The following is a 6,326-nucleotide window of genomic DNA, read 5'->3' on the forward strand; positions in this document are numbered from 1 at the left end:
GAGAAAGCCGGCACTCGGGCGTGGGCGTCTGTTTCCGACTGGCGTGATCTGCCGAGACGGAACCGCCGGCGCCGGTCGGTGAGCGGAGCCGGCGTTTCGTTCAGGCAAGCTCGCGCGCGCTGGCGAGAGCGTGGGCGGTGGCCTGTTCGAGCGTGTCGCATAGCGCGACGCCCGGGAGGTTGGCGGTCCATTGTTCGGCGAAGCCGCGGACCTTGCCGTAGCTGTTGTCGAGCACGGCATGGGGAATCCCCATCAGCACCGCGAGGATGTGACCGTGCAGCCGATCGGTCACCACCGCGTCGCCCGCGCCGAGCAGCGCCCGGCCGCGCTCGAGCTCGGTGCGGGCGCGGGCGCGGAAGCGGCGATAGTCGGGCTCGGCCCCGGCCAGGGCCGAGGTGGTCCGGCCGAGCTTGGTCATCGCCCGTTCGAAGCGGCTCGGCACCGGCGCGCCGTGGATCCAGTCGGCGGCGATGCTGCGCGGCGGCAGGGTCAGGGTGCCGAGGCCGGCGCTGCGCTCCTGGTCGGTGCGCAGCAGATAGACGATGTCGTGCACCGGCAGCGCGGGGCGCGACAGGCTGCCGAGGCAGAAGGCCATGTCCGGGCAGAGCGCGACCGGGCAATCGAACGTCGCCTGTGCTTGGGCGAGGCTGGCGCGGTCGCGCACCAGCAGGGTGAAATCGCCGTGCGCGGCGATCGCGGCGCGCGTCGCATCCAGCCGCGCGGGGTCGGCGAAGTGGAGCGTCTGCGGCAGCTGGACGATGCGCCGGCCGGGTAGCGCGGCGAGCAGCTCCAGCCGGAAGCGCTGGAAGCGCGGCCACAGGTCGCCGAAGTTGCCGCCGCCGCTCAGGAAGATCGGCCCGTCCGGTACCGCGCGCAGCAGCGCGTCGAGATCGAAGCCGTGGATGGTGCTGACATAGGCCGGCGCGCGTTCGGCGGCGCGCTCGAAGAAGGCGAGCTCGCCCAGCCAGATCAGGCTGTCCCCCACGTTGGAATAGTCCGGGAAGTCCAGCAGCGCGTAGCCGCCGGACAGGTCGGCGAGCGGGGTGACACGCTGCCACACCTGCTCGGCCAGATCCTCCACGCGTTCGAACATTCGGTCCATGGCGCGGTCGTCGCAGGCGGAGCGAAACAGGCAAGGGGGCCGCACCGTTCCGGAGCTGTCGCTGCGCGAACCTCCCGGCGGAAGGGCGGGCGATGGTCCATCGCGGAGCTTGTCTTGCCCCCCGCCCGCGTGGGAAGGCGGCCGCGGATGGAAGACGCTGCTCCCCCGTCGGACTCGCCCGAGCTGATTCCCGCCGCGACGCTGATCGTGATGCGCGAGCGGGCGGGCGGGCGTGCGCCCGAGCTGCTGATGGTCGAGCGGGCGTCGCAGATGGCGTTCGCGGGCGGGGCGCTGGTGTTTCCGGGCGGGCGGATCGATCCCGGCGACCGCGTGCTGGCGGCGCAGCTGGGCGACGTGACGCTCGCCGCGCGGGCGGCGGCGATCCGCGAGACGATCGAGGAGGTCGGAGTGGCGGTGGCATTGTCGCCCGCGCCCGATGCCGCCGCGGTGACGGCGATGCGCGCGCGGCTGCATGCCGGCGAGCCGCTGGGCGCGGTGCTGGGGCCGCACCGTCTCCTGCCCGACCGGCTGATCCCGTTTGCGCGCTGGCGACCGGAGGGGCGGCTCCCGCGGATGTTCGACACGCAGTTCTTCCTGACGACGGCACCCGAAGCGGCGGGCGAGCCGGTGGTCGACGGGTCCGAGACGGCGCACGCCTTCTGGGCGAGCGCGCATCAGGTGCTGGCGGAGGCCGACGCCGGTCGTGCGCAGCTGATCTTTCCGACCCGCCGCGTGCTTGAGCGGCTGGCGACACTGGAGAACGTTGCGGCGGCGGTCGCGCATGCGGCGGCCTATCCGGTGCGCGCCATCACCCCCTGGGTCGAGCGGCGCGACGGCATCGACCAGCTCTGCATTCCCGACGACCTCGGCTACCCGGTCACCGCCGAGCCGCTCGCCGCGGCGCGACGCCGATGAGCGGGCTGCGCGGGATCACGCGCGCGATCGTCTGGCTGCTGGTGCTGCTGGCGATCGGATTCGCGCTCTATGCGGTGGTGCGCAACCGGCCGCAGGACATGCCGTGGCGGCCGCTCGACCTTTCCGAGCCGATCGGGATGGTCACCGGGCGCAAGCTCGCCGGGCTGGGCGACGATTTTCCCAAGTGCCAGCGGCTGCTCGATCGCGCGGGCGTCCACTACCAGGTGCTCGAACCGGTAGTGTCGGGGCAGTGCGGCTATACCGACGGTGTGCGGCTGACCGGCGGCGGATCGCGCGGGATCGGCTTTTCGCCCAAGGGCGTCGGCATGGCGTGCCCGGTCGCGGCCGGGCTGACGATGTGGGAGTGGCAGGTCGTCCAGCCCGCCGCCCGCCGCCATTTCGACAGCCCGGTGGTGCGGATCGAGCATTTCGGCAGCTACAACTGCCGGCGGATGTACGGGCGCTCGACCGGCGACTGGAGCGAGCATGCCGCCGCCAACGCGCTGGACGTCGCCGGCTTCGTGCTGGCAGACGGGCGGCGGATCCGCGTGGTCGGCGACTGGAAGGGCGGGGGCGAGCGCGCCGCCTTCCTGCGCGAGGTCCGCGACGGCGCGTGCGACCTGTTCTCGACGGTGCTGTCGCCCGACTACAACGAGGCGCACCGCGACCACTTCCACCTCGACCAGGCGCACCGGGGCGCGATGGGCTGGCGGGCGTGTCGCTAGCTCGGATCGATGTCCGCGCCTTCGCCGTCCGTCACGAGTAGGGACGGAGCCGGTCGAAAGCGGACCCCGTCAGGCAAACGGACGAGGAGGTCGGGACGCGCGTTTTTCGACCCGCCCCAGGTGGGCACAGGAAGCCGGCCTTTTCGCGCGTCGCGCGGACGCCGTTTCAACACAGGCGGCGCTTCGGGCACGCCGTTACCGCGCCTCCTGTTCCGGCACACGCGGGCCCGGCCATTCCGCGCGTGGATCGTCGCAGACCACGGGCATGGAAAGTCCCTCCGTCGCACGGACGGGCAGGGACGCGACGTCGAACCCGTCGAGACAGAAGACGTTGACGCCGAAGTGGTCCGGTGCGGCGCGCTTGCGGTGGAACAGGTAGATGCCGCAACGCGAGCAGAAATGGTGTTTCGCGCGATGGCTGTTCCACTGGTAGGTCGCGAGCAGCGCTTCGCCGGCGTCGACCCGCAAGGCTGCTTCGGGCACCTTTGCCATGAGGGCGTTGCGTTTGACGCACAGCGAGCAGTCGCAGGTCGTCAACTCGACGAGGTCATGACACACCGTGAAGCGAACGCCGCCGCAATGGCACGACCCGCTATGCGTGCTCACCATCGCGCGTCATCCTCCAGATAGACGATGCAGGATTTCCGGCGCTGGACGCGATCGTCGGCAAGGTGGCAGCGTTGTCCGCCACCGGGCGCGGGCGCCGGTACTGGATAACTTGCGCCCTCAGTTCGGCAAGGCGCGCTGGTCGACCTTTTCCACCCAGGCGGGGAAGAACGCCGGCTGGCGGAGCGACCAGCCCGATGCGGTGGCGGCGGCCTCGCTGATCGACTGGAGCAGCTTGCGGCGCAGCTCCGGATGGAGGTGCGGCAGCGCCGCCGAGGCGCAGAAGGCGGACGGCAGCCACGGCCGCGCCTCGGCGCCGATCAGCCGCTCGTAGAGGAAGCGGTAGGCGGAGAAGGAGGTCAGCCGCCCCTGACCGAGGTCGAAGGCGGTGACCACCAGCAGCGGCGCGAGGAACGGCTCGATCGTCTCCAGCCCGCTGTCGTCGGGGATGAGCGCGCGGATCTCGGGAAGCCGGTCGTAGAGCCGGGCCTGGGCGCGGATGCTCGCCGCCTCGATCACGTCGCGCGACCAGCGCTGCATCGCATCCTCGCGATCGAGCCCGATGTCGAGCGAGCGCCGGATGTAGCGCTGGGTCGCAGCGCTGAACCCTGCGAATTCCTTCATTTCGGCCAGGGTCATCGCTCCCTTTGCCGGCTTCCTGCTTGCGCCCATCCGTTTCGCTCCGCCCCGTGCTCCATCGCCGACGCAGTCTGCCCGTGGCCGGTTAACACTATGCTGAACCGATCGGATCGCCCTGCAATCCGCATCGAATCATGAAAGCTGCTGCGGCGCAACAAAGGTTGCGACGAACCGAGCCGGCCCGCTCGGCTCCCTCTGCCTCGTCGGTCCGCGTCAGCCGGCGCGGGCACGGATCGCGGCGGCGGGTACCCAGCCCGACAGGCACGGCCCGTCGTAGCGGCGCCGCGACGAGACGGACGAGGCGACGCCGCAGCCGTCCTCCGGGCTCGCCGCAGCGGGCACGACCACGCCGAGCCAGCGCTGGTCGAGCGAGCGCGTGCAGACGAACAGGTTGCGGCCCTCGTCCAGCGTGTCGCTGACGGTCGCCTCCTCGAACGGCGCGGCGCGCACCGGCACCCCGGCGTCGGTCACCAGCCCGCGGATGCCGCAGGCGGCGAAGCTCGCGCCCTGTTCGCCGATCCGCACCGCGACGGTGCCGGGGAGAGCGGCGCCGACGTCTCGGGCGCGGCGGGGGTGGTGTCGTCGGGAAGGGGGCCGGCGTTGCAGCCGCCGAGCAGCAGCACGGCCAGGAACCAGGATCGCATGCGGTTCTTCTAGAGCGGCGCGAGGCGCGTGGCCATCGCTGCGGCGACAGGCACGAGTCCCGCCCGAATCCAGCGCCAGCGACCGGATCGGGCAGCCGAAACGCCACCGCGGCGCGCGGTCCTGCGGGCAACCATCGTCGCGTAAACACGCTTCGTCGGAAAAGGTTCCATCGACGAAGTGCATGGGGTTTCGCGGGGCGAAAAACCCTGCTTCACACACTGGCACGAGCTTCACCGACCTTTGGGGGGTCCATGAATTTCCGGGCTTTTGCAGCGCGTTGCGCGCTAGCGGCATCGCTTTGCCTGCTGACGACGGTACCTGCGCAGGCACGCTTCTGGCAATGCGCACCCTATGCCCGCGAGATCTCCGGGATCGAGATTCACGGCAATGCCAACACCTGGTGGGGCCAGGCCGCGGGCAAGTACGAGCGCGGCAACACCCCGGTCGAGGGTTCGGTGCTGTCGTTCGAATCGACCCGCCGCATGCGCCTGGGCCATGTCGCGATGGTGTCGAAGGTGGTGAGCGACCGCGAAGTGCTGCTGACCCACGCCAACTGGTCGCGCCGCGGCGGGATCGAGCGCGACGTCCGCGCGGTGGACGTGTCGGCGGCCGGCGACTGGAGCCAGGTGCGCGTGTGGTTCGGCCCCGTCGGCGGCCTCGGCACGTCGTCCTACCCGACCAACGGCTTCATCTATTCGGGCCATGCGCCTGAGAGCGACACGCTGCCGGCCGTCCAGATGGCGAGCGGCGGCAACACCGGCAGCCCCGGCAGGAGCGTCGTCGCGCTGGTCGACTGAGCGGGGCGCGTCTTCAACTCCGCACGGATTGTCCGTCATCCTGACGGAAGTCAGGATCCATTGCCGCTATGGCAGGAAGCGCGAGTGTTGCGCGAATGGATGCTGACCTCCGTCAGCATGACGAGTGAGGATGAGGCGTTCGCTGTCTCCCCCCCGTTCTCCCATCACCCCTTGGCGCGGAAGGTCATCGCCACGCCGTTCATGCAATAGCGCTTGGCGGTCGGCGGCGGACCGTCGTCGAAGACGTGGCCCAAGTGGCCGGCGCAGCGTGCGCAGCGCACCTCGGTGCGGGCCATCCACAGCGTCCGGTCCTCGCGCGTCGTCACCGCACCCTTGAGCGGTGCCCAGAAGCTCGGCCAGCCGGTGCCGCTCTCGAACTTGGTTTCCGAGGAGAAGAGCGGCTGGGCGCAGCCGGCGCAGGCGAAGGTGCCGGCGCGCTTCTCGTTGTTGAGCGGGCTGGTGAAGGCGCGCTCGGTGCCTTCCTTGCGCAGCACCTGATATTGCGCCGGCGTGAGCCGCGCGCGCCACTGGGCGTCGGTCAGCCGGAAGGGGGAGGCAGGCGCGGCCTCGCCCCCCTCGGCACAGGCACCGATCGCGAGCGCGGTGCCACCCAAGCCGACCAACCCGAGCAGGCGGCGGCGATCGAAAAGAGGCTGTGTCATCAAGCGCTTAGATGGGGTCGCAGGCAGCGGTTTCCAAGATCCCTGCGCTTTGCGGGAGCGCGCGCATGCCCCCTTCCTCGTCATGCTGACGGAAGTCAGCTTCCATACGCGCAACGCTGGAGGCGCAAGCGGAGCGGCAATGGATCCCCCGAGTTCACAAACGAAGTGCAACACCAGGTTGAGGTGTTGCGATGGGAACCAGGTACCGACAGCTCTCGTATGCGGAACGGTGTGC

General features: G+C 70.6%; 8 protein-coding genes. 3 read left to right on the forward strand and 5 right to left on the reverse strand.

The genetic code is table 11. The features are described from left to right. Positions 1-100: 100 nt before the first annotated feature. A complete protein-coding gene (locus ACBY01_RS13680) occupies positions 101-1,102 on the reverse strand; it encodes a polysaccharide pyruvyl transferase family protein (RefSeq protein ID WP_416461460.1) in 1,002 nt (333 codons plus the stop codon). A 147-nt stretch (positions 1,103-1,249) separates the two neighbouring features. Between ACBY01_RS13680 and ACBY01_RS13685 the strand changes: the two genes are divergently transcribed. Further along, positions 1,250-2,017: an NUDIX hydrolase gene (locus ACBY01_RS13685; RefSeq protein ID WP_416461461.1), complete on the forward strand. Its 768-nt coding sequence runs from the start codon at positions 1,250-1,252 to the stop codon at positions 2,015-2,017. Then, entirely contained in the window at positions 2,014-2,742 is a 729-nt protein-coding gene (locus ACBY01_RS13690; RefSeq protein WP_416461462.1) for an extensin-like domain-containing protein, read from the forward strand. The genes ACBY01_RS13685 and ACBY01_RS13690 overlap by 4 nt, the downstream gene beginning before the upstream one ends. Before the next feature lie 195 nt (positions 2,743-2,937). On the opposite strand, the gene ACBY01_RS13695 is transcribed toward ACBY01_RS13690, so the two are convergent. The 3 genes from ACBY01_RS13695 to ACBY01_RS13705 all read right to left on the reverse strand — a co-directional run bounded on the left by ACBY01_RS13695 (position 2,938) and on the right by ACBY01_RS13705 (position 4,512). Next, positions 2,938-3,351, reverse strand: coding sequence for a GFA family protein (locus ACBY01_RS13695; RefSeq protein ID WP_416461463.1), 414 nt, complete (start codon positions 3,349-3,351; stop codon positions 2,938-2,940). Positions 3,352-3,468: 117 nt separating this feature from the next. Then, positions 3,469-4,020: a hypothetical protein gene (locus ACBY01_RS13700; protein ID WP_416461464.1), complete on the reverse strand. Its 552-nt coding sequence runs from the start codon at positions 4,018-4,020 to the stop codon at positions 3,469-3,471. Positions 4,021-4,200: 180 nt separating this feature from the next. Further along, positions 4,201-4,512 (reverse strand): hypothetical protein, encoded by a 312-nt coding sequence (locus ACBY01_RS13705; RefSeq protein WP_416461465.1) that lies wholly within the window; start codon positions 4,510-4,512, stop codon positions 4,201-4,203. A 371-nt stretch (positions 4,513-4,883) separates the two neighbouring features. Here ACBY01_RS13705 and ACBY01_RS13710 point away from each other — a divergent pair, with 371 nt between their 5' ends. Then, positions 4,884-5,429 carry a CHAP domain-containing protein gene (locus tag ACBY01_RS13710; RefSeq protein ID WP_416461466.1) on the forward strand — a complete coding sequence of 182 codons (546 nt, stop codon included), beginning with the start codon at positions 4,884-4,886 and terminating at the stop codon, positions 5,427-5,429. 164 nt (positions 5,430-5,593) lie between these two features. On the opposite strand, the gene msrB is transcribed toward ACBY01_RS13710, so the two are convergent. After that, positions 5,594-6,091, reverse strand: a complete 498-nt coding sequence (msrB, locus tag ACBY01_RS13715; protein WP_416461467.1) for a peptide-methionine (R)-S-oxide reductase MsrB — start codon at positions 6,089-6,091, stop codon at positions 5,594-5,596. Between the last annotated feature and the right edge of the window lie 235 nt (positions 6,092-6,326).

The organism is Sphingomonas mangrovi, assembly GCF_047975845.1.
Taxonomy (GTDB): Bacteria; Pseudomonadota; Alphaproteobacteria; order Sphingomonadales; family Sphingomonadaceae; genus Sphingomonas.